Source organism: Blautia sp. An81 (assembly GCF_002161285.1).
In the GTDB taxonomy this organism is placed as follows: domain Bacteria; phylum Bacillota; class Clostridia; order Lachnospirales; family Lachnospiraceae; genus Blautia; species Blautia ornithocaccae.
In genome coordinates, this window is sequence record NZ_NFHH01000012.1 from 1 (window position 1) to 19,090 (window position 19,090).

At 43.6% G+C, this 19,090-nt stretch carries 24 protein-coding genes; 13 read left to right on the forward strand and 11 right to left on the reverse strand.

The features are described 5' to 3' along the window. Positions 1-122: 122 nt before the first annotated feature. A complete protein-coding gene (locus B5G33_RS11350; protein ID WP_087417732.1) occupies positions 123-428 on the forward strand; it encodes an NAD(P)H-dependent oxidoreductase in 306 nt (101 codons plus the stop codon). On the opposite strand, the gene B5G33_RS11355 is transcribed toward B5G33_RS11350, so the two are convergent. The 7 genes from B5G33_RS11355 to B5G33_RS11385 form a co-directional block, all read right to left on the reverse strand. Next, complete coding sequence (locus tag B5G33_RS11355; RefSeq protein ID WP_087417733.1) at positions 429-734, reverse strand: hypothetical protein; 306 nt, start codon at positions 732-734, stop codon at positions 429-431. 29 nt (positions 735-763) lie between these two features. Further along, the gene (locus B5G33_RS11360; RefSeq protein ID WP_087417734.1) at positions 764-1,300 is read right to left on the reverse strand and encodes a flavodoxin family protein; all 537 of its coding nucleotides are present in this window, start codon (positions 1,298-1,300) and stop codon (positions 764-766) included. Between the two features lie 71 nt (positions 1,301-1,371). Then, positions 1,372-2,274, reverse strand: coding sequence for a sensor histidine kinase (locus tag B5G33_RS11365; RefSeq protein ID WP_158229609.1), 903 nt, complete (start codon positions 2,272-2,274; stop codon positions 1,372-1,374). Positions 2,275-2,287: 13 nt separating this feature from the next. After that, the gene (locus B5G33_RS11370; protein ID WP_087417736.1) at positions 2,288-3,145 is read right to left on the reverse strand and encodes an ABC transporter permease; all 858 of its coding nucleotides are present in this window, start codon (positions 3,143-3,145) and stop codon (positions 2,288-2,290) included. Then, a complete protein-coding gene (locus B5G33_RS11375) occupies positions 3,138-4,088 on the reverse strand; it encodes an ABC transporter ATP-binding protein (RefSeq protein ID WP_087417737.1) in 951 nt (316 codons plus the stop codon). The genes B5G33_RS11370 and B5G33_RS11375 overlap by 8 nt, the downstream gene beginning before the upstream one ends. Positions 4,089-4,222: 134 nt before the next feature. Next, the gene (locus B5G33_RS11380) at positions 4,223-4,900 is read right to left on the reverse strand and encodes a response regulator transcription factor (protein ID WP_087417738.1); all 678 of its coding nucleotides are present in this window, start codon (positions 4,898-4,900) and stop codon (positions 4,223-4,225) included. Positions 4,901-5,059: 159 nt separating this feature from the next. Beyond that, complete coding sequence (locus tag B5G33_RS11385) at positions 5,060-6,031, reverse strand: hypothetical protein (protein WP_087267959.1); 972 nt, start codon at positions 6,029-6,031, stop codon at positions 5,060-5,062. A gap of 52 nt (positions 6,032-6,083) precedes the next feature. Here B5G33_RS11385 and B5G33_RS21355 point away from each other — a divergent pair, with 52 nt between their 5' ends. From B5G33_RS21355 to B5G33_RS11400, 4 genes are all read left to right on the forward strand, one after another. Next, positions 6,084-6,242 (forward strand): hypothetical protein, encoded by a 159-nt coding sequence (locus tag B5G33_RS21355; protein ID WP_158229610.1) that lies wholly within the window; start codon positions 6,084-6,086, stop codon positions 6,240-6,242. Between the two features lie 81 nt (positions 6,243-6,323). Continuing rightward, positions 6,324-7,031, forward strand: coding sequence for a sensor histidine kinase (locus B5G33_RS11390; protein WP_087417739.1), 708 nt, complete (start codon positions 6,324-6,326; stop codon positions 7,029-7,031). Beyond that, positions 7,028-7,129: a GHKL domain-containing protein gene (locus tag B5G33_RS22745; protein ID WP_087417740.1), complete on the forward strand. Its 102-nt coding sequence runs from the start codon at positions 7,028-7,030 to the stop codon at positions 7,127-7,129. Before B5G33_RS11390 ends, B5G33_RS22745 begins: the two co-directional genes overlap by 4 nt. Positions 7,130-7,188: 59 nt before the next feature. Next, the gene (locus tag B5G33_RS11400) at positions 7,189-7,806 is read left to right on the forward strand and encodes a flavodoxin family protein (RefSeq protein ID WP_087417741.1); all 618 of its coding nucleotides are present in this window, start codon (positions 7,189-7,191) and stop codon (positions 7,804-7,806) included. Positions 7,807-7,884: 78 nt separating this feature from the next. Here B5G33_RS11400 and B5G33_RS11405 read toward each other — a convergent pair whose 3' ends face one another. Both B5G33_RS11405 and B5G33_RS11410 read right to left on the reverse strand, forming a co-directional pair. Next, positions 7,885-8,274, reverse strand: a complete 390-nt coding sequence (locus B5G33_RS11405; protein WP_087417742.1) for a hypothetical protein — start codon at positions 8,272-8,274, stop codon at positions 7,885-7,887. Continuing rightward, positions 8,271-8,474 carry a helix-turn-helix transcriptional regulator gene (locus tag B5G33_RS11410; protein WP_087267948.1) on the reverse strand — a complete coding sequence of 68 codons (204 nt, stop codon included), beginning with the start codon at positions 8,472-8,474 and terminating at the stop codon, positions 8,271-8,273. The genes B5G33_RS11405 and B5G33_RS11410 overlap by 4 nt, the downstream gene beginning before the upstream one ends. A 567-nt stretch (positions 8,475-9,041) precedes the next feature. On the opposite strand from B5G33_RS11410, the gene B5G33_RS11415 reads away from it, so the two are divergent. The 4 genes from B5G33_RS11415 to B5G33_RS11425 all read left to right on the forward strand — a co-directional run bounded on the left by B5G33_RS11415 (position 9,042) and on the right by B5G33_RS11425 (position 11,452). Next, positions 9,042-9,743: a site-2 protease family protein gene (locus B5G33_RS11415; protein ID WP_087417743.1), complete on the forward strand. Its 702-nt coding sequence runs from the start codon at positions 9,042-9,044 to the stop codon at positions 9,741-9,743. A 245-nt stretch (positions 9,744-9,988) separates the two neighbouring features. Then, entirely contained in the window at positions 9,989-11,005 is a 1,017-nt protein-coding gene (locus B5G33_RS11420) for an alpha/beta hydrolase (RefSeq protein ID WP_087417744.1), read from the forward strand. Then, a complete protein-coding gene (locus tag B5G33_RS21360; RefSeq protein WP_158229611.1) occupies positions 11,002-11,178 on the forward strand; it encodes a hypothetical protein in 177 nt (58 codons plus the stop codon). Before B5G33_RS11420 ends, B5G33_RS21360 begins: the two co-directional genes overlap by 4 nt. Then, positions 11,138-11,452, forward strand: a complete 315-nt coding sequence (locus B5G33_RS11425; RefSeq protein WP_087417745.1) for a 4Fe-4S dicluster domain-containing protein — start codon at positions 11,138-11,140, stop codon at positions 11,450-11,452. The genes B5G33_RS21360 and B5G33_RS11425 overlap by 41 nt, the downstream gene beginning before the upstream one ends. 65 nt (positions 11,453-11,517) lie before the next feature. On the opposite strand, the gene B5G33_RS11430 is transcribed toward B5G33_RS11425, so the two are convergent. After that, positions 11,518-13,074 (reverse strand): nitrite/sulfite reductase, encoded by a 1,557-nt coding sequence (locus B5G33_RS11430; RefSeq protein ID WP_087417746.1) that lies wholly within the window; start codon positions 13,072-13,074, stop codon positions 11,518-11,520. A gap of 205 nt (positions 13,075-13,279) precedes the next feature. Here B5G33_RS11430 and glgX point away from each other — a divergent pair, with 205 nt between their 5' ends. Beyond that, positions 13,280-15,457: a glycogen debranching protein GlgX gene (gene glgX / locus B5G33_RS11435; protein WP_087417747.1), complete on the forward strand. Its 2,178-nt coding sequence runs from the start codon at positions 13,280-13,282 to the stop codon at positions 15,455-15,457. A gap of 125 nt (positions 15,458-15,582) precedes the next feature. Here the strand turns inward: glgX and rbr are convergent, their stop codons facing one another. Further along, positions 15,583-16,188, reverse strand: a complete 606-nt coding sequence (rbr, locus tag B5G33_RS11440) for a rubrerythrin (RefSeq protein WP_087417748.1) — start codon at positions 16,186-16,188, stop codon at positions 15,583-15,585. Positions 16,189-16,297: 109 nt separating this feature from the next. Here rbr and B5G33_RS11445 point away from each other — a divergent pair, with 109 nt between their 5' ends. From B5G33_RS11445 to B5G33_RS11455, 3 genes are all read left to right on the forward strand, one after another. Then, on the forward strand, positions 16,298-16,780 hold the full coding sequence (locus B5G33_RS11445) for a hypothetical protein (RefSeq protein WP_087417749.1): 483 nt from the start codon (positions 16,298-16,300) through the stop codon (positions 16,778-16,780). Between the two features lie 220 nt (positions 16,781-17,000). Beyond that, positions 17,001-18,095 carry an aldo/keto reductase gene (locus B5G33_RS11450; RefSeq protein ID WP_087417750.1) on the forward strand — a complete coding sequence of 365 codons (1,095 nt, stop codon included), beginning with the start codon at positions 17,001-17,003 and terminating at the stop codon, positions 18,093-18,095. Positions 18,096-18,200: 105 nt separating this feature from the next. Further along, positions 18,201-19,037 carry a DUF3737 family protein gene (locus B5G33_RS11455; RefSeq protein ID WP_087417751.1) on the forward strand — a complete coding sequence of 279 codons (837 nt, stop codon included), beginning with the start codon at positions 18,201-18,203 and terminating at the stop codon, positions 19,035-19,037. Positions 19,038-19,090 lie beyond the last annotated feature (53 nt).

Sequence of the window (19,090 nt, forward strand, 5' to 3'; positions counted from 1 at the left end):
GATTTGGTCTTTTGCTACTGCCATAAATAAACTCCTTTTCGATAAGAATTGTCATATCTGTAATTCTTACCAAAAAGGAGCCATTTTTTACCAAAGCCACAAAGTTTTTTACACTACCTGATATGATCGTCTTTGCGACCCCGCTTTATTATTATGGAATGTCAGCACAGCTTAAAATCGTGATCGACCGTTTCTGTTCCTATAACAGCAGTATTACAAGGAAACATATGAAATCGGCCCTTCTTACTGTTGCATGGAACAGCGATAACTGGACATTTGATGCACTGGAAAGTCATTACCAAACACTGGTCAGATATCTGGATTTCCAGGACCAGGGTATGGTCCTTGGACGAGGGTGCGGGACTCCATCAATGACCAGGCACAGCCGGTATCCGGAAATGGCGTATAAACTGGGAAACCGGCTATGATTATTGTTTATTAAAGATCGGCTGACAATTAGTCCTGGCAATATCAAAAACTTTCTGGAGGAGTTTCGTCGCTGTTCCCCGATTCTCTATAAGACTGTCCAGTGAAATGATCTCGCAGGTATGATCCGGTTTTATGCGATAGGTGAGGAGGGCTGTGATTTTTCCATGAGAGAATACAGCCAAGCCATCTGATTTTGTCATATCAATTTTCTCACCGCATACCACCATATCCGTAGAATACCAATGCTTCATTAAAAACTCATTAATTACAGACCGATTCTCCAGTGTAATTGGAGTAATCTCCATATTCCTCACCCAAACTTTCACTCTGTATTTTATCTGGTGTCTTTATGGATATATTTATATAAAGGCTCCAGATACTTCTCATCTACCCAGGAGCATTTCTTCCCCATTGCCTCTTTCAGAGCCAGTTCCCAGGGCTCGCATTGTTCCGCAGGTTTCTTGGACACTACTTTCATCAGCATAGAACAGAGAAATTTATCTTTTACGGTCATGATCTCTTCGTTCCATGCACCCCGGCCGTAGAAGAGAGGGATTCCCTCCAATGCCCCAGAAAGGTGCCTTTTCTTCAACTCCTCAAGAGTCTTCTGGTCGTAGGGAGACGCCCCCACTGCAAAGACAGCCGTCTTTTTCCCACTGAGAAGAGCGGTGTTTTTCTTCAGAAAAGAAAGGCCGGCAATGGAAGAGGCATAGATTCCTCCGCAGAGAATAATCGTATCTGCAGAAGTGACCATCTGAGATTTGGCCTGGTCAACGGAAACAGGGGCAGTGTCCAGGGCTTTTCCCAGAAGCTGGGCGTATTCCCTGGCTGCACCATACTTTGATTTGTAAATGATCAGAATATTTTCCATAATTTTTCTCCTTTTCAGGGACCGATGAAGTTTACAATCCCGGGATGATCCTACTGTTCTGTATAGACAGTTTACCGGGAAATTCCCTGAAAAGTCAATACAATTTCCAATATATCTTCATGAAGTCTTGCTTCAATTTTCCCTCCCATTGCCTGGGTCAGTTCTCTGGCTATGGAAAGTCCAAGTCCGGCGTGAGAACTTTTTGAAGCATTTCTGGAAGGGTCGCCTCTGTAAAAACGGACAAACATCTGATCCGGATCAATAGATCCCGGATCTTTTACTTTATTGGAAAAGGTCAGCGTATTTCCCTTTTGAAAAATAAAAAGGGTGCCAAGGCCGTAAGAAAGGGAATTGGAAACGAGATTTCCCAGAACCCGCTTCAGCTGGCTGCTGTCTCCCTGGATCTGAATGGCCTCTTCCTGAAAATCCAGGGAAGGCTCCCGGTTCTGTTCCTGAAATTTTCCGTAAAATCCTGTAAGAACCTCACAGACAAGAGGAAACAGGGAAACCAGCTCCATTTGGAGAGAAATTTCCTGGCTTGTCAATTTTGTATAAAGGAAAAGCTGGTCTAAAAGCTGTTCCAGATCTTTCAGTCTGCCCCGGACAATCCGGCAGTATTCTTTTCTTTTATCCGGGTCTTCTGTTTTTTCCGCCATCTGCATATAGCCGGAGGCTCCGGTGAGGGGTGTCCGGATATCGTGGGAAACACTGGCAATGGTATATTTAAGTTTTTCCTCCGCTTCCCGGGCCTGAAGCACCAGTTTCTGCTGAGAATCGATATAAGTATTTACCAGGCGGCAAAGGGACAGAATATTTCTGTCCCTGACAGAGCAGGTAAGCCTTTGATTGCTTCCCGGCTCCAGATCTTTTAATTGTTGGGCTAGTCCTCGTACCTGCCTTCTGTAGAGGAGAAGAGCAGTAAGAGAAAGGAAAAATAATATGGCAAATAGGATGATCAATGCTGTTTTTAACATAGGCATATTCCTCTTAACAGATATCTTTTTTGCTCAGTACCTTTTGGGAGAGCCAGATGTAGGTCAGGGTCCACAAAAGGCTGGCAAACACTGACAGAAGCAGATTTGTACCCAGACCGTTCTGGCCCACTGCAAAGGATAACAGAGATCCTGTGCTGGCGCTGCCGCTGATATAGGGAGACATCATCACCAGGTAGGGCGGGAAAAACTGTGCCACATGGATTCCGAAGAGTCCGGCAATGGTTTCTAAAACACCTGCCACGACTCCAAGACCGCAGAGGATAGAAAGAATACTGGCTACTGCAGCATTCCGGATAAGCATGCACAAAAGCATGCTCTGAGCCGCCAGAGGGATCAGGGCTACCCAGCCGATTAAAAGCATAAGGACCATTTTCAAAGGGTCTCCCAGGTGATTGGGAAATCCACAGATTTTAAAAAGGATTATGCTGGCAGCCGTAAGAGCCAGTATAAACATAGCGTTAATGGCACAATGAGTAACAATTTTGCTTACGATGTAATAGCTCCTGTCCGGATAGTAGGAAAAGATATTTTTCCCGAAGCCGGAAGAGAAGTCATCGCAGGTACTGACAGCACAGAAGATTGCGCTGAAGCAGACCATAAGACCTCCGGAAAAAAGAAGATTGCTGACAAAATCTGCTATGGTGGAACTGAGAAAAGAAGCTGCGTCAGCCTGATCTTCCGCAGTGAATTCAAATCCGTTTTCCGTTGCAAAAGACAGAAGATTCTGATCGGTTACCAGTTTCATTGTGATCAGAGCGATCAGAATAAATCCTAAAAATGAAGCTAGCGTAATATAAACACTTTTATCTCTGAATAGTCTGCGGAATTCCATACGTGTAAGATTAAGCATGGCGTCTGCCCCCTTTCTTTGACGAACCGGTTTTACTTTCTTTTCCCATCAGATCCAGAAAATATCCTTCCAGATCCTGCTGATGGCCGTAGATCGCATATACCGGGATGCCTGCGGAAGACATAACCGTGGTAATCTGCCCCGGATCTGCATTCTGATAAATGCGGATTTCTCCCTCTGGCCGTACCTCATAATTTTGGATTCCAAGTTTTTCTTCCAGAAGAACTGCAGCCATTTTGGCATCTGCAGTTTTCAGATAGAGATAATCCTTACATTCTGCAGCCAGCTCTTCTCTGGAAATCTCCTTTACCAGGCAGCCGTCTTTAATGATCCCGTACCGGGTAGCCATTTTAGAAAGTTCTCCTAAAATATGGGAGCTGACGATCATGGTTACTCCTTTTTTCTGGTTCAGCTCCACCAGGATAGAGCGGAGCTGGTTCATTCCTTCCGGGTCCAGGCCGTTGATGGGCTCATCCAGGATCAGAAGATCCGGTCCTCCCAGAAGTGCCATGGCGATTCCCAGCCGCTGCTTCATTCCCATAGAATAGCGTTTTACCAGCTTTTTGTTGTCCGGATTCAGTCCTGTAAGAGTAAGAAGCTCCCGGATCTCTTTGTCAGGATCCACGATTCCCATAAGGCTGGCTTTTAAGTACATGTTTTCATAGGCGCTCCGGCCTCCTTCCAGCCCCGGAGATTCAATGAGGACGCCGATACGTTTCCTTACGCTTTCTCGGCTCAGGGACTGGCCGAATACCCGGATACTTCCCTGGGTAGGAAAAGCCAGTCCACAGAGCATTTTTAATGTGGTGGACTTGCCGGAGCCGTTCCTTCCGATAAAGCCGTAAATATCTCCCTGTTTCACATGCATATCCATAGAAGAGACAGCGGCTTTATCGCCATACATCTTTGTGAGATTCTGTGTGACAATCAAATCTTTCATCATTTATCCTCCTAGTCAGCTTTTGAAAAGCCTCTTGTTTTTTTCTGAGTCCAGTATCTCACAGAGAATTTCAAAAAGCGCAAAGAAAAGTTTAAGAAAAGTTTAAGATTAAGGAACAGAAAAAGACCATTCTAAAATCAGTCTTTTAATTTAAAGCCAATTCCCCATACTGTTTGAATATAGGTGTCTGTATCTGTATCTTTCAGTTTGGAGCGGATATTGCTGATATGGACGTTGATGGTTTTATCCTCAACAAAATACTCCTGGTTCCACACAGATTCAAAGATTTCCTGTTTTGTAAAAACTTTTTTGGGATATTTCATCAGAAGGGTTATAATTCCCAGCTCATGAGCGGTGAGATCAATCCTTTCTCCCTTAACCAGGAAACTTCTGGCCTGTTCATCCAGCTCCCAGTCTTTATATCGAAGAGAAGAATGAGCAGGAGAGGGGGCTGCAGCCTTATGTCTCAGCTGTACCTGTATCCTGGCCAGGAGCTCTTCCAGTTCAAAGGGCTTTGTCAGATAATCGTCTGATCCTGTGGAAAGAAGATTTACTTTATCTTCCAGCGCAGTCTTTGCAGATAGCACGATAACTGGGACCTGAGAAGAAGAACGGATATAGGCAATAAGTTCTTCCCCGCTTAGCCCCGGTATCATAAGATCCAAAAGAATCAGGTCAAATTTTTCCATATCGAAAAGCAGCCTTCCTTCCGTTCCGGAAAAGGCCTGGCGGCAGTCGAAGTCTTTTTCAGTAAGATATTCATAGATCAGGCTGTTGATGGTAGCGTCATCTTCTACAATTAAAACACGTGTCATATGTACAGTCTCCAATTCTGCCGCAAAAGCGGCGGGATAAAGCCATTATAGCATATAGGGAAGGTGAGAGAAATGTATCCACCATATTTTTCTTTCAGAAAAGTTGCAGGGGCAGGTACGACTGGATTGCATCATACCTGCCCCTGCTGGGAGTATCTATTAAACTTTACTGTTCTTTACCTCTTCTTTAATCCTGCCAAGTTCCTCCGGAGAAAGATTGCCAGCTTTCATAATATCTTCATCGCTGACAGTCCCCAGTTTAAGTAAATTAACGACCACATTTTGAATGCCCTTCTGAATACCCTGTTCTTCTACATAATCTGATAAGTTGCACATTAATCCCACCTCCTTCGCCAGATCACTGTGCATTTGAATATGATAGTCCTTCTCCAGCCTTTTTTTCTTAATATGATAGGGAATTTCTGTTGAAAGCAAAGTATTTATCATACCGATAAATAAGTCTTCAGAAGATATTTTTTCATTTAGAGCTATGATAATCACAGAAATTTTGTCATAGGCCTGGGGATGATCCGGCAGACCGGGCAGAAGGTCCCTTTTTCGGAAGGAATACTCGGAAATAGCATTCCCAATCTTTTTAGGAGCATTCATACAAAGCCAGATAGAATAGACCTTTCGGATACTGTCATAATCAGAAGCGGTAAAATCAACGCTAGACTGTGCGGAAATCATTCTGGCACTGTAAAAAATTCCTCTTGTTACGATTTCATAGCCGGGATAAAAAGACTTCTGAGCTTCCACATTAATAATCATTTGTACCTTGTTTCCCTGAGGAACAGATACCCGAAAACGGATATCAAAGTAAACAGTTCCTTCTTCGGGAATTTTGTCTTCGTTAGGCATGCCGGAAATTTTTTCAGCCCTATTGTAGGCTGGTTCAGAATCTTCGAGAGATTCTTTACTATTACCGGGGTATACCGATATAGAAGAAATCTCCGGTGTTCCCTCAATATGCGGGATAATCTGCCTTATAGATAAATCCGTAAATTCTTTTACAGTACGCTTTAGTATCCAGGCAAGAATCTGCTTCTGGCTCAGTACACGTTTGCACTGGGTATCGTACTGTATTTTTTCTTTTGCATACGATAATTCCTTGGACAATTCATTATTCATATGCATTTTCTCCTTTATGAAACAATTATAAAGGGTTCGGAAGAGACTTGCAATGAAGAATTGGCAGAAAATGATCCTTCTTTCTTCTATTGAGTTTGTGACAGCTCTTTATCTGACAGTCTTTCTTCTCGCTGTTATACGCAGCACAAAGCTGGATTTCAGCTATCTCGGTCTGAATTTTTTCCTTCTGTCAGGAAGCATGCATGTGTGATTCTGGAGTCTGCTCCTGATTCTTGGAAAGATCAGGATAGAAGAAAGTGTCCTGCTGCCACCGAAGCATTTTGCTGTTATCATGGCGATTCCAGGCATCAGTTTCCTGGTCCTGGTTTTCTTTCTGCTCAGGATCAATTCCTATCCTGACACTTTATTTTATCTGGAGTTTCCTCTGATCACCGCCTTTATTTTCATTAATATGGCAACGGCTTTTATTTACAGCCAGTTTTGCAACCTGCTCCAACGGAATACAGACATTCTTCTTCAACAGCAGATAAAGCTTTCAGAACAGTATTATGAAGATCTGTCTCTTTCTCAGCAGCGGCTGAAAGGCATACGCCATGATATGAAAAATCATCTCCAGTCTCTTAGCTGGATAGCTGCAAGGATCACTCCTAAGTCCAGGGAAACTGAAGAGCTGCAGGAATATCTGGGACAGCTGATACAGGATATCGGAGAAGCGTCTCAGATCCTGTCTACAGGAAATATGGGAATGGACGCCATTTTATCTCTGAAAATCGGTCAGGCAAAAGAGCAGAAGATAACCGTCCACAGCAAAATTTCTGTTCCAAAAGAAATGAGTTTGGCAACAGAAGACAGTATCATTATATTGGGAAATCTTCTGGACAACGCCATAAAAGCATGCAGGGAAAATCCGGAAGAAAAAAGATGGATCTGTCTGGATATCCATTACATTCCCCATTCTCTTTTTATACGGGTAACAAATCCTTTGCCTTTATTGCCGGAAACATCAGAAGGCCATGAAAAAACAGTGGATTCGGCTTGAAAAATGTCCGCACTGCAGTAAAAAACTATCATGGCGTACTTGAGATCCAGGAGGAAAAAGAGTGTTTTACAGTTAAGATCCTTTTATATGATTTGTAATTTTCTTGACAGGCATTGTATAATAAATTAGAAATTGAATGATCGAGGAGGAATGAATGATGAAAGTATTGCTGATTAACGGAAGCCCCAATGCAAAGGGCTGTACTTATACTGCTTTAACGGAAGTGGCCTCTACTCTCGAAGCAGAGGGTATTGAAACAGAACTGATTCATGTGGGACATAAGGATATACGGGGCTGCATCGGCTGCAGAAAATGTCATACCACGGGAAAATGTGTCTTTGACGACCTGGTAAATGAGACTGCTTCAAAATTTGAGGAAAGCGACGGGATCGTCATCGGCTCTCCCGTTTATTATGCCTCTGCCAATGGTACTCTGATTTCCTTTCTGGACCGCCTTTTCTACAGCACAAGCTTTGACAAGAGCATGAAAGTCGGCGCCTCATTAGTATCTGCCAGAAGAGGGGGATGTACCGCAACCTTCGATGAGCTGAATAAATATTTTACAATTTCCAATATGCCCATTGCCTCCAGCCAGTACTGGAACCAGGTGCATGGCAACACTCCGGAAGAGGTAAAGAAGGATATTGAAGGATGTCAGATTATGCGGACATTGGGAAGAAATATGGCTTTTCTAATTAAGAGCATTGCTCTTGGAAAAGAAAAATATGGTCTTCCTGAAAAAGAACCCTTTACACCTACCAACTTTATCCGGTAAGTCAGCTGTCAACTGTAAAAACAGCCCCCTGTGTGCAGGTTATGATACCTGGGTCCGCAGAGGGCTTTGTTATTATTTTCAGATTTTCTTTTCAATAATACTGCTTGCAATGATTAGGACCAATGGCTGTATCAGGATAATTACTCCTACAATTATGGCAGAAACCATATAATTTAAAGTAATAAATATCAACATAGCAATGCCCAGAAGCATTAAGGTGATCATATTGGTGATATTTCCGGCTTTTTCCTTTATGGCAATATTACGCTCATCTAACACATTAATCCGATAAGAAGAATCCGTATGGAGCATTCTGCGGTGGAGAAGCTGTGTATGGGTAACCGAAAATACACATGTAAAAAGGATTGCCAAAGCCATATCTGCTCCAGGTGGAAAATCCGTAAATGCCATCAGCAGAATAAGCAGTAATGCAACAATATAGCCGAAATACCAGAACTTTTCTTTCATGACTCTTCCTCCTCATAAATAAAGATGTCTTCTATGCTCATATGAAAATATCTGGCAATTTTAAAGGCCAGCAAAATGGAGGGGTTATATCGCCCATTTTCTAAAGATCCTATGGTTTGACGAGATACTTCAAGAGCAGAAGCTAACTCTTCTTGTTTGATTCCTCTTTGTTTTCGTAATTCTTCCAGCCGGTTTTTCACGGGATTTTCTCCTTTATGGAAAGCTAACTTTCCTTTCTTGATTCTATCTTATGGTATCTTGAAGAAAATGACAAGTATACTTTCCATAAAAGCAATAGAAGGGCAATAGAAGGAGAGATTTGTGAAGCAGGTGAAATTGACAATCCCGACTATATGAGATAAAATTGTGAAAACATAAAACCTGTCTGGCACTTAAATAAAATCTTTATCAGAAAATATGAGAATTAAGGCATTAGACATAGGAAATGTAAGGCTAAACTGTAGGCCCGAATTTGGGCGGTACGGTTAAAAAGGGAGAAATATAGAATTCAACTGTATTATTTCAGTGTGAAGTACGGTTGAAAATGAGAAAATGTAAAATACAACCGTATAGCAGTCATACAATGTACGGTTGTATAAAGGAAATGCGAAATATAACCGTACAACGACCATTTAGAGTACGGTTACAAAAAGAAAATGCGAAATACAGCCGTACAACGATCATTCAATGTACGGTTACAAAATAAGAAATGTGAAATAGAACCGTATACTCTGTCTCAGACATATATGGTTAGAAAGGACTTTTTTATGTATCTAAATTATTATATCCAGCAGCTCCGTCTGCTGATCTACACGGTGCCGGTTATGCTCATTGCCATAACGGTTCACGAGTTTGCTCATGGCTGGGTGTCTTACAAGCTGGGAGATCCAACTCCCAAGTATGAAGGACGGTTAAGTCTCAATCCCCTCAGACATCTGGATCTTATCGGAACTTTGTGTCTTTTATTCTTTCATATGGGCTGGGCAAAGCCTGTAAGGATCAATACCGCCTATTACCGGAATAAGCGGCAGGGAATTATATGGGTTTCTCTTGCAGGACCTGTTGCCAACTTTCTCACGGCTTTTCTTTCTCTGCTGATCTGCGGCGCTCTTATGCGCTTCGGAAATTCAGGGAACAGTGCTGTGACTATAGGGGTTATGCTGTGTTATTATTCTGCAGTGATCAATATTGGCCTGGGCGTTTTTAACCTGATTCCAATCCCTCCTCTGGATGGTTCTAATGTGATAGAACAGATGTATCCGAGAGTTCTGTATTTTTACCAGAGGATCCGCCCATACTGTACATTGATCCTCCTTATTCTTTTGGCTACAGGAGCGCTGTCAAGGCCGCTGAATACGGCGAATAACGGAATTTTTGCGGCTATGTGGAATATTGTCAGTGCACTTTTTTCTTTGGGGACAGGAGGAAGTTCCGGCGGAGGTGTACCTCAGAGCGGAGGATATATTTAACATTGCCCTACATACAGAGAGGGAACCATTTTATCCAGGACAGAGATGAGCTTTTTGTCCTGGATTTTCTTTTATTCCTTAAAGGGGCTTGATGATGGTGTAGTTTGTGAGAAAGACTTTGGAAAGATGAAGAAACCTTAAGGTTTATACTGAAAAACTTTCTGGCTATTCTGGATATACTGCAGATATTTTAAAATAAGATTGTATAATGAAAGAAGAAAAATAGAAAGCAATGGTGAAGATCTATGAAAAAGAGATATTTGCTTATGGCTGGAACAGCTGCTGCTGCATTATGGTGCGGACTGAGAAATAAAAAGTATCCTCTGGCGGTGGGGTATCCGCTTATCAATAAATTTATTGTACCAGGATTTTTCCTTTCTCCTTATATATTAAAAATAGCAAACCGACGGTTAGCTTCTATGGAGCTGCCGGCTTCTCCACGAGGAATAGAGAAGATGACAAAATGGATTGAATCGGGAGATGGCGGGAAGATACGGCTTACTATTTACAGACCGGAGGCAATGGAAAATAACATGCCCTGTCTGGTCTATTTTCACGGAGGAGGTTTCTGTCTGGAAGATGCTCCATATATCCATGAGCATATGGGAAAATATGCGGCAAAAGCAGAATGTACAGTTATTTTTGTTCATTACAGGACATCAGAGAAATATCCTTTTCCGATTCCTTTTACAGACTGCTGGGAGGGTCTTGAATATGTTCGCCAAAATTCCGGGAATCTGCATATTGACAGGAGACGAATTGCAGTGGGCGGCGACAGTGCAGGCGGTGCTCTTGCGGCTGCCTGTACACTCAGAAGCAGGGATGAAGGGAAGCTTGACATTTGCTTTCAGATGCTGATCTATCCTGTGCTTGACGCACGTATGAAGACAGAGTCTATGAAAAAATATACGGACAGTCCAGTCTGGAACGCCCCTTTGTCGAGAAAAATGTGGGAACTGTATTTAAAAAACGGAACTTTCGGAAAGAGGTATTATGCATCTCCCGCTGAGGCTGAGGACTTTCACGATCTTCCGCCGACATATATCGAGGTGGAGCAGTATGACTGCCTCCATGATGAAGGCGTTGATTATTGGAGGAATCTGAAAAAAACTGGAATCACTGCGGAATTACAGGATGTGAAAGGCACGTTCCACGGTTTTGACGTATTTACGGAAACAGAAATCACAAAAAAGATGCTGGAGATTCGGTGCAGAGCTTTGCACAGAGCATTACGAAATACAATGAAAGGAAAGGGCGAATGATTTACAAAGACTTTAAAGAACTCAGCCTTTCACGTCTGGGAATGGGAAATATGAGACTGCCTACGAAGCTGGGCCAGATCAATCAGAAAAAGGCACAGGAAATCATAGATTACGCTATGGAGCAATGTCACCATGATCTTAAGCGGTATGAGTACGATGGACCAGATCCGTGATAATGTGGCGACAGGATATCAGTCAAAACTGGCAGTACCATGTACAGCATGCCGTTATTGCTGCGACGGATGTCCGGTGAAAATTGATATTCCAGCCTGGATGAACCTTTATAATGAACTGTCTCTTACAAAGGATAAGAAGCGTTGGGAGGAGGCAGTGAAAGCTCAGAATGGACCGGATACTTGTATTGGATGCGGTCAATGCACTTCTCACTGCCCACAGAATATTGACGTACCTGGGTATATGAAAAAACTGGCAGCAGGAAAGTATTGAAACAAATTAAAATAATAACAGGTTCCGTTTTCAGGAAGTGAGATGGGAAATAAATCAGGAGAATATCAGCGAATCAATTTTGCTGCTCCCTCAAACTCCCGTACCAGTTCCAGAAATCTATCTTTATTTTCCGGAAGCCATTCTTCAAAACTTTTATGGCTTTTTTGAATATCTCTTCCCAGTTCCACTAAGAATTCCGGGATTACTTCTTCCGGCAGAATACCGGCCTCTTCCCCAATCCTGGAACCGGGCTTCTTTGCCTGTCCATTGATAAACAGGCGGAAGGCCGGAAGAGTTTCTCCCTCCACTTTTTTTCGGCATCCCATGAATCCAAGAGAGGCAGCCTGATGAGTCCCGCAGCCGGAAGGGCAGCCGGAGATATGGATTCTGGGAAGCAGACCGTCGGGGAAGTTTTCTTTTCTCACTCTTTCGATGCAATGAGCCAAAAGCCACTGAGAGCAGCCTATCCCCCGCTGGCAGATAGGGACTCCTATACAGCTTGTGCTGGTTTCAAAGAGATTTTCACCGCCGCTGCCTGTGGCTTCAAGGATTCTGGGAACCTCCTTTGCCGTAAGGTGGAGAATGTATATGGTGCCATCGGGAGAAAGCCGGAGCTCCGTATCCGGAATATTTCTCAGCACTTCACAGAGCACCATAAGGTTCTTCTGGGTAAGGCAGCCGCCTATGGGGTGATAGGATACAGCATAAAGTCCAGGCTGTTTTTGAGGAAAGATCCTGGAGCCTTCGATTTCTCCATCCCCGGATTTTAATGTCGAATGGGAATAGAAGACCGGCCAGGGAATTTCTTCTTTTCTCGCCTCTTCCAGACAGCATAGATACTCTTTTTTGATTCCTTCTTCGCCAAGTGTGTCCTGGAGATAGCGACTTCTGGATTTTCCACGATTCTTATAATCTCCATACTTTGTAAACAGGCGGATCATGGCGCTGACATAAAGACTCACCTCTTGAGGTTTTCCATTTTTTTCCACCAGAACGCCCATTTTCGGATTGGGTCCCAAACCTCCGGCGCAGTACACAGAAAAAGTTCCCTCTGGGTTTGTCGTAAAGCCCAGATCTCTCATGTTGGCATGAGTGGTATTCTCCTCTGTATTTGAAAAGGCCACTTTTAATTTCCTGGGAAGATGAAGTTCCGTCATGCGGCTGATAAGGTAATCACTGACAGTCTCTGCATAAGGCAGCACGTCAAAAGCCTCCTGGCTGTCTGCACCGGATAGGGGGCTGGACATTACGTTTCTGGGATTGTCCCCGCCTCCTCCAATAGTAATGATTCCCTTCTGCAGAGCTTCCCGCATTAGAGAGACCACCTGGGAAGCAGACAGATTGTGTACCTGTATAGTCTGGCAGGTAGTGATCTTCATAAGTTCAAGAGGATATTCCCTTGTTTTTTCTCCCAGAAAGGCCAGATGCTCTTTGGAAATCCTGCCGCCGGGAAACCGGAGGCGGAGCATGTAGTTTTTCTCCCTCTGAGCATAGCAGCCAAACCTTCCGGAAATTCCCTTAAAGGTTTTCCGGTCAATTTCTCCGGCCTCAAAGGCCCGGAGCCTTTCTTCAAACAGTTCTGTTTCCTTTACAAATTGCTGAATCAATTCTTCACTGATCATAACCAATCGCTCCTTTAATGCTATTTCTAGTTTTCACAGATTTTCCCAGATTATACATTTGCAGGAGAAGGGGTCCTGTACTTCTTTTAAAAGACGTGATAAAATTATGGACAGTACGAAAATTCTTTTCTATAAAACATTTGATAAACAGCATTTTTAAGAAATTCAGCCAGAAGCAGGACATATCCCAGAAAGGAGAGGCCAGATGGCAAAAAAGAACAAACCTCAAAATAGGACTTCTCAGAGATTGATTCCTCAGAAAGAATATCTACTGCTGGAAGATTTTGCCGGTATTGAGATTGAATCCGGTGAAAATATAAAGCCCATTGACCAGGTCAATGGTTTTCAGATACGTCCGGGATTTTATGAGATCAATGGGGCTTCTGCCCTGCCTGACGGTGTCAACTTTACACTTATTACCTATTCCGGAACCTCCTGTGAGCTTCTCCTGTTTCACAGAAAGGCCCAGGTTCCCTATGCCCGGATACCATTTCCGGATAATTACCGGGTAGGAAATGTATATTCTATGTTTGTTTTTGGCTTAAAGGCCGATGAGTTTGAATATGCATATTCCATAGAGGGCCCCTATGACCCTTCGAAGGGACTGCTTTTTGACAAAGAGAAATATCTTCTGGATCCCTATGCAAAGGCAGTCACCGGTCAGAGTGAATGGGGAAAACAGCTTGCAGGCGGAGCTTTTTATAAAGCAAGAGTAGTCCATAACAACTTCCATTGGGAGATTCCCAAGAGAAAGAACACGGTATCAAAACTTCAGGACTGTATTATTTATGAAATGCATGTCCGTGGCTTTACCCGCCATGAAAGTTCTGGAGTAAAGCACCCGGGGACCTTTGAAGGCATTCGGGAAAAAATACCCTATCTGTTGGATCTGGGAATCAATGCAGTAGAGCTCATGCCGGTATTTGAATTTGATGAAACCCGGAATATGCGTACTGTGAATGGCCGTCAGCTCCTGGATTACTGGGGCTATAATCCGGTATGTTTTTTTGCCCCCAATACCAGCTATGCTTCAGAGCAGGAGTATAACCGGGAAGGTACAGAGCTGAAAAATCTTATCAAAGATCTTCATAAAAACGGGATCAAGGTAATCCTGGATGTGGTATTCAATCATACGGCAGAGGGGAATGAAGAAGGACCTTTCTTTTCCTTTAAGGGATTTGACAATAACATTTACTATATGCTTACCCCTGACGGAAAATACTATAATTTCAGCGGCTGCGGCAACACCCTGAACTGCAATCACCCTATGGTAAGAGACATGATCTTGAACTGTCTCCGCTACTGGACCACCAGCTATCATATCGACGGCTTTCGGTTCGATCTGGCTTCTATTCTTGGAAGAAGCGAGGACTCTTCTCCTATGAGACGTCCTCCTCTTCTGGAAAGACTGGCCTATGATCCAATCCTGTACAGTACAGATCTGATCGCTGAGGCCTGGGATGCAGGAGGTCTCTATCAGGTGGGAAGTTTCCCCTCCTGGAACCGTTGGGCAGAGTGGAACGGAAAATACCGGGATGATCTCAGAAGCTTTCTTAAAGGAGACGAAGGACTGGCAGGAGCGGCGGCCATGCGGATCCTGGGTTCCCCGGATCTCTATCCCAGAGAAAAGCGAGGAGATAACGCCTCGGTAAACTTTATCACCTGCCATGACGGCTTTACTTTGTATGACCTGTATTCTTACAATCAAAAGCATAATGAGGATAATGGCTGGGATAACACCGACGGAGCCAATGACAACAGGAGCTGGAACTGCGGAGAAGAGGGCGAGACAGAAAATCCTGAAATTCTCCGGCTACGCCGGCAGCTCATTAAAAATGCCTGTGCAGTGCTGATGTGCAGCAGAGGCACGCCTATGTTTCTGGCAGGAGATGAATTTGGCAATACGCAGTTTGGAAACAATAATCCATACTGTCAAGACAACGAAATTTCCTGGCTGAACTGGGAACAGTTACCGGAAAATCAGGAGATTTTTGAATTCTTTAAATTCATGATACATTTTCGGAAAGATCATACTATCCTGAGAAAAGATACCAGCCCAAGCTCTGCAGGCTTTCCCTTTTTCAGTCTTCACGGCACCGCTCCCTGGCAGAAAGAATACGATGGGGATACCAGGACCATAGGCGTTATGTTTGCAGGCCGGGAAGAGGATGGAAGAGAAGATATCCTGTACCTGGGAGTCAATGCTTACTGGGAGCAGGTAACGCTGGAACTGCCCAGGCTTCCTCAGGGGTTCTGCTGGGTGCCGGTTCTGGATACTTCCAGAGGCAAAGCAGCCCTGATACAGGGAGATGAGATGCTGGATCAGAATATCTATGTTATGAATCCCCGAAGCGTATGTATTTACATCGGGAAAAAATTATAAATGTTGCTTCTATAGGGCAGTCTGGAGGACTTTCCTGATAAAAAAAGAATGGAATATGTTGTGCAGGAATGGTGTTTTCCAAAATCCCGTGCAAAATATTCCATTCTTTCTTTAGAAAATTTTGATCAATTCTCCAGTGCCGTATAGGGGGCCAGCTCCAGCCGGACAAAGTATCCTCTGTCATGGCCGCATACCGGACACTTTTCAGGTACTGCCGTACCATTGTAAATATGCCCGCATTTTAGACACATCCAGGAAGTCTTTATATCAGACACAAAAAGCTTATTCTGTTCCAGAAGTTCTGCAAACAGGCCGAAGCGGTCTCCATGGGTTTTTTCTACAGCACCCACCATATGGAAAGAAGCGGCAATTTCAGGAAACCCTTCTTCTCTGGCCTTTTCTTCAAAAGCTTTATAGACGTCCTCATGTTCTTCAAATTCATTATGCTGGGCAAAACGAAGGAGCCTGGCCACATCTCTGGAAATATCCACCGGGTAAGAACCATCAATAGATATACTGGTTTCTGCTGCCTGGGAGAGATGGTTATAGAAAATTTCTGCATGTTCCCTTTCCTGATTGGCGGTAAAAGTAAAGACTGCTTCAATAACTCCAAGTCCTTCTTTTTTCGCCTGAGAAGCAGCCATAGTATAACGATTCCGGGCCTGGCTTTCTCCGGCAAAAGCCCGCATGAGATTTTCTTTGGTCATACTGTTTTCAAATGAAATAGACATGATAGATTCCTCCTTTTCACCTAGTCTGTCCCTGCATTAGAAAATTTATCCATAAAATCTCACTTTTCCTGTTTTTCCACATAGGATAAACAAAAAAGGATTTTATCACATGGACTATAGTTCTTATCAGCAGGTTACAGGAGTTATCCAGGAGATCCGACGGGGAAATTCCTGCTGCGATCTGCTTATTTCTATCAGGACAGATAACGAGACCGTAAATTTTATGGTGTCCGGCGACACGAAGATCGTAGATAATACAAGGCTGCTGAGAGGGATGCGGGTGGCTGCTTTTTATGACGCCAATCTGCCCGCCCCTGCCATTTATCCGCCTCAGTTCCGGGCTGAACTGATCGCTCCCCTCAGAAGAGATCAGAATGTAACTTTAAAGTATTTTGACGGAACCTTAACTGCTGAAGATAATTCTCTGAAGCTGAATTTCTCTCCTTTCACAAATGTGGAAACCCTCAATGGTCAGAGATTTCTGTGTACTCCGGAAAATTCCCAGCTTCTGGTATACTATACCAATACCACTTTCAGTATTCCGCCCCAGACCACACCCCAGAGGATCGTTGTCCTGTGTCCTTTTGCATAAGTGCCGGTCAGGACACAGAAAAAACCAGTCCATAGAACTGCAGCTGCCGGATTCCCTGTCCGCTGATAAAATGGAGGAGAGGAATCCGGATCAGCAGAGCTCCTATGGAAAATTCTTTTTCCCTATTGACCTGTAGTGAACTCTAAGAACTATAATAGCAGAGACACGAAAAGTGTGGACAATGGTTACAAAGAAAAGTGTGTAAAGGAGAGAAGAGATTATGGAATATAGAAAACTTCCCCATGGGGAGGAAATGATCAGTGTTCTGGGACTGGGCAGCAGTTCTATCGGAGGAGCAGGAGAAAAAGAAATTGCCCAGGCGGCGGAAATGGCCGTAGAAAATGGCATCAACTATTTTGACCTGGCTTCCGGAGATGACAAACCTTTTCCAGTTTATGGACAGGTCTTTTCCGGCTTAAGGGACAAGGTTTATTATCAGATCCATTTTGGTGCTGATTACACCACGGGAGAATATGGCTGGACTACCAGCCTGGATAAGATTAAAAAATCCATTGACTGGCAATTAAAATCTTTAAAAACCGATTACATTGATTTTGGATTTATTCATTGTATAGATGAAGAAGCAGATTTGAACAAATACATAAAAAGCGGAGTGCTGGACTACCTAAAAGAGTTAAAAGACCAGGGAACGGTCCGTCATATCGGTCTTTCCTCCCATACGCCTCCTGTGGCAGAAAAAATCCTGGATATGGGGCTGGCAGATATGATGATGTTCAGTATCAATCCTGCTTATGATTATCAGAAAGGGGATTATGGCATTGGAGAGGTAGACCAGCGGATGGAACTGTACCGCAGGTGTGAAAAAGAAGGCATCGGAATTTCAGTAATGAAAGCCTTTGCCGGAGGTCAGCTCCTGAGCGATAAAACTTCTCCTTTCGGTAAGGCACTGACTGAATATCAATGTATCCAGTATGCTCTGGACAGACCGGGAGTCCTTACAGTTCTTCCCGGAATCCGAAACTGTGAGGATTTAAAAAGGATCCTGGGATTTTTCCAGGCCTCTCCTGAGGAAAAGGACTATGCTGTAATCGGCAGCTTTGCTCCCCAGGCAGCAGAGGGCGTCTGCGTATACTGCAACCACTGCCAGCCCTGTCCAAAAGGTCTGAATGTAGGACTGATCAATAAGTATTATGATCTGGCAAAAGCCGGGGATACCCTGGCAGCAAATCACTATGAAAAGCTGGAGGTAAAAGCTTCCGTCTGTATCCAGTGCGGCCACTGTGATTCCAGATGTCCTTTCCATGTAAAACAGGGAGCACGGATGAAAGAAATCGTCCAGTATTTTGGTGCATAGTTTTTAGCTATATATTCCCATTCATTTTGAGTATTGGATAATTTTTATTTATAGTGATAGAGTTTAAACAGAAGAAAATATTGCTGAATAAGGAGAAATGTAAAAATGGAACGAATTGAAAATCAAACCTTTGATATGGAAAGAGCCCTATATGGAAGTCATGAGATATCTGTAAAAAATTGCTCCTTTGACGGCCCGGCAGATGGAGAAAGCGCATTAAAGGAGAGCAGTGATATAAATGTGGAACACTGTTTCTGCAATCTGCGCTATCCCTTCTGGCATGACCACCGGCTGAAGATCACAGATTCAGAAATGACCCCCCTGTGCCGAGCAGCTCTGTGGTATTCAGACCATATAGAAATCACCGGCACAAAACTTCATGGCATCAAGGCTTTAAGAGAATGCAGCGATATTATCATGAAAGATTGCCACATTGTTTCACCGGAGTTTGGCTGGTCCGTAAAGAATCTGAAAATGGAGGACTGCAGTGCGGAAAGCGAATATTTCATGATGCGGTCTCAAAATCTTCAGTTTTGCAGGCTGAAAATGACAGGAAAGTATTCTTTCCAATATATCGAAGACGCTGTATTTGAAGACTGTGAACTGGACACCAAGGACGCCTTCTGGCATGCCCAAAATGTGCTTGTGAAAAACAGTGTGGTGAAAGGAGAATATCTGGCCTGGTACAGCGATGGTCTGACCCTGGAAAACTGCAAGATCATTGGTACACAGCCTTTGTGCTACTGCAAAAATCTGAAACTGATCAACTGTGAAATGGTGGATACAGACTTGAGTTTTGAAAAGTCTCAGGTGGATGCAGTTATCACCACTCCTGTGATCAGCATTAAAAACCCTCTTTCCGGATGCATTCAGGTTCCGGAGGTTGGAGAGATCATTCGGGATGACGAAAACTCCAAATGTGAGATTATCCTCACAAAATAATTGACTTGAAGTTTACTCCAGGGATTATAATAATACCGGACTGTTTATTTTAT

What these genes read in the sequence shown, in the direction of transcription:
- B5G33_RS11350 (WP_087417732.1), top strand. Translation starts at nt 123, where the DNA reads ATGATCGTCTTTGCGACCCCGCTTTATTATTATGGAATGTCAGCACAG.
- B5G33_RS11355 (WP_087417733.1), bottom strand. Translation starts at nt 734, where the DNA reads ATGGAGATTACTCCAATTACACTGGAGAATCGGTCTGTAATTAATGAG.
- B5G33_RS11360 (WP_087417734.1), bottom strand. Translation starts at nt 1,300, where the DNA reads ATGGAAAATATTCTGATCATTTACAAATCAAAGTATGGTGCAGCCAGG.
- B5G33_RS11365 (WP_158229609.1), bottom strand. Translation starts at nt 2,274, where the DNA reads ATGTTAAAAACAGCATTGATCATCCTATTTGCCATATTATTTTTCCTT.
- B5G33_RS11370 (WP_087417736.1), bottom strand. Translation starts at nt 3,145, where the DNA reads ATGCTTAATCTTACACGTATGGAATTCCGCAGACTATTCAGAGATAAA.
- B5G33_RS11375 (WP_087417737.1), bottom strand. Translation starts at nt 4,088, where the DNA reads ATGATGAAAGATTTGATTGTCACACAGAATCTCACAAAGATGTATGGC.
- B5G33_RS11380 (WP_087417738.1), bottom strand. Translation starts at nt 4,900, where the DNA reads ATGACACGTGTTTTAATTGTAGAAGATGACGCTACCATCAACAGCCTG.
- B5G33_RS11385 (WP_087267959.1), bottom strand. Translation starts at nt 6,031, where the DNA reads ATGAATAATGAATTGTCCAAGGAATTATCGTATGCAAAAGAAAAAATA.
- B5G33_RS21355 (WP_158229610.1), top strand. Translation starts at nt 6,084, where the DNA reads ATGAAGAATTGGCAGAAAATGATCCTTCTTTCTTCTATTGAGTTTGTG.
- B5G33_RS11390 (WP_087417739.1), top strand. Translation starts at nt 6,324, where the DNA reads ATGGCGATTCCAGGCATCAGTTTCCTGGTCCTGGTTTTCTTTCTGCTC.
- B5G33_RS11400 (WP_087417741.1), top strand. Translation starts at nt 7,189, where the DNA reads ATGAAAGTATTGCTGATTAACGGAAGCCCCAATGCAAAGGGCTGTACT.
- B5G33_RS11405 (WP_087417742.1), bottom strand. Translation starts at nt 8,274, where the DNA reads ATGAAAGAAAAGTTCTGGTATTTCGGCTATATTGTTGCATTACTGCTT.
- B5G33_RS11415 (WP_087417743.1), top strand. Translation starts at nt 9,042, where the DNA reads ATGTATCTAAATTATTATATCCAGCAGCTCCGTCTGCTGATCTACACG.
- B5G33_RS11420 (WP_087417744.1), top strand. Translation starts at nt 9,989, where the DNA reads ATGAAAAAGAGATATTTGCTTATGGCTGGAACAGCTGCTGCTGCATTA.
- B5G33_RS21360 (WP_158229611.1), top strand. Translation starts at nt 11,002, where the DNA reads ATGATTTACAAAGACTTTAAAGAACTCAGCCTTTCACGTCTGGGAATG.
- B5G33_RS11425 (WP_087417745.1), top strand. Translation starts at nt 11,138, where the DNA reads ATGATCTTAAGCGGTATGAGTACGATGGACCAGATCCGTGATAATGTG.
- B5G33_RS11430 (WP_087417746.1), bottom strand. Translation starts at nt 13,074, where the DNA reads ATGATCAGTGAAGAATTGATTCAGCAATTTGTAAAGGAAACAGAACTG.
- glgX (WP_087417747.1), top strand. Translation starts at nt 13,280, where the DNA reads ATGGCAAAAAAGAACAAACCTCAAAATAGGACTTCTCAGAGATTGATT.
- rbr (WP_087417748.1), bottom strand. Translation starts at nt 16,188, where the DNA reads ATGTCTATTTCATTTGAAAACAGTATGACCAAAGAAAATCTCATGCGG.
- B5G33_RS11445 (WP_087417749.1), top strand. Translation starts at nt 16,298, where the DNA reads ATGGACTATAGTTCTTATCAGCAGGTTACAGGAGTTATCCAGGAGATC.
- B5G33_RS11450 (WP_087417750.1), top strand. Translation starts at nt 17,001, where the DNA reads ATGGAATATAGAAAACTTCCCCATGGGGAGGAAATGATCAGTGTTCTG.
- B5G33_RS11455 (WP_087417751.1), top strand. Translation starts at nt 18,201, where the DNA reads ATGGAACGAATTGAAAATCAAACCTTTGATATGGAAAGAGCCCTATAT.